A 1,589-nucleotide genomic window follows, 5' to 3' on the forward strand; every position below is an offset into this window, starting at 1 on the left:
CTGGGGCTGTGGCGCAGCTGGGAGCGCGTCTGCATGGCATGCAGAAGGTCAGGGGTTCAAATCCCCTCAGCTCCACTTTAAAAGGCTTGCTGTTTTAACAGCGGGCCTTTTTCTTTTTTGACACTTGATTCTTTAAGAGCCGGATGCATCAGCGACGGTTAGGTTTTTAAAAGCGATATCCATTTTTCTTATTGAGCAATGGCTCTGATTACAAATTTACTCGGCCATCATTTACTTTGTCTTCGCCAAACGAAAACCGAGGCAGTCGATATTCCAAGTGGAAGGCAAGCTATCAAACCAATTGGCATAACGAAAATGCAATCCCACGCCCGTGAAAGCCCCGCCATTAGGGAATCAATTGTGAGGGCCTACGCTTCACTTACTGTCAATAAAACAAGATTCTGTTTGTATCAAGATTCAGATATGCAATAGTTTAATTGCCCATCATGTTTGTCTTGGGCTGGTAATCATGAAGCTTAACCTCAAGGGTAATACCTTGGGGTTTATTTGTTTATGTGTGATAGTTGGAGCAAAAAATAATGAAAGAATTTGGAAAACTATTTGGGGAAAAATCTAAAGGAATATTTGGGGAACAATCTGGAGGACCAATGTTTGGAGAACGATCTGGAAGACATTGGTTTGAAGCATTGGAAAAAGGATTGGGGGAACGAACAGCAGGGATTCTAATCTACTTTCTTCTCTTCCATTGGGCCAGTGGAGCATGTTTGGTACCATTTTTCCCTATATTTGCAACTATATTTAGGGATCCTAGGGACCCGTGGTGGGTTTCACTTCTTTCTATACCTGTTTGTTGGGTGCCATGGGTTGGCGTTGGAATATCTATTGGCACTTTTAAGGGTATGAAAAGAAGTAAGTGGGAGAAAAGAATTTTAGCCGCAATGACTGGTTCTAAGTCTGTTTTTGACAAGGCTGAGAGTGAGGCTAGGGTCATTTATGATAAAGCTATAGCTAAGGCTAATGTTTTTTTTGCCAAGGCTATTGATGATACTGTAGCTGTTTATGACAAGGCTGAGAGTGGGGCTGATGCCGGGGTTGTTTATGACAAAGCTGAGAGTGAGGCTAGGGCTGTTTATGACAAGGCTGAGAGTGGGGCTAGGGCTGTTTATGATAAAGCTATAGCTGAGGCTGAGCTAAGGGCTAAGGCTGTTTTTGACAAGGCTTTTCCCGAGGATGAAAAGAAAAAAGGCACGTAAGAATGCGCTTAAAGTCTCAAACCCTTTACATTATTCCAAGGCTTACCTCATCCGGGTTTCATGGTTGTTGAGCTACCACCAACTCTGATGACTCAAAATGAATTTTGAAATAATTAGTTCGCATAAGCTTGGCGACCCAATGTGATGCCGATATTCTTCTTGGCAGTCCAGACCCCGCCCTCCCTTGGGGTAGCAGGTCAACCAATCCGCCGACCTGCCCGCATTAGGCAAACCATCGACCAGCATTTACTTTGTCTTCGCCAAGCGAAAACCAAAATCAAAGTTCCTGCTAGTAGGTGGGAAGTCCGCTCGTGAAGAAGAACGTACACTAGACTCCCAATAAAACGATCCCCCACGCAACACACGCCCACCGCT

The 1,589-nt window shown here is 44.4% G+C and carries 1 protein-coding gene and 1 tRNA gene; both read left to right on the forward strand.

Annotated elements, in window-relative coordinates; translation table 11 throughout:
• Nucleotides 1-2 precede the first annotated feature (2 nt).
• Nucleotides 3-75, forward strand: a tRNA-Ala gene (locus K2Y18_08600).
• A 464-nt stretch (nucleotides 76-539) separates the two neighbouring features.
• A complete protein-coding gene (locus K2Y18_08605) occupies nucleotides 540-1,214 on the forward strand; it encodes a hypothetical protein (protein MBX9805794.1) in 675 nt (224 codons plus the stop codon).
• Nucleotides 1,215-1,589: the final 375 nt, after the last annotated feature.

It is taken from the genome of Alphaproteobacteria bacterium (assembly GCA_019746225.1).
GTDB lineage: Bacteria > Pseudomonadota > Alphaproteobacteria > Paracaedibacterales > VGCI01 > VGCI01.

What these genes read in the sequence shown, in the direction of transcription:
- K2Y18_08605 (MBX9805794.1), top strand. Translation starts at nt 540, where the DNA reads ATGAAAGAATTTGGAAAACTATTTGGGGAAAAATCTAAAGGAATATTT.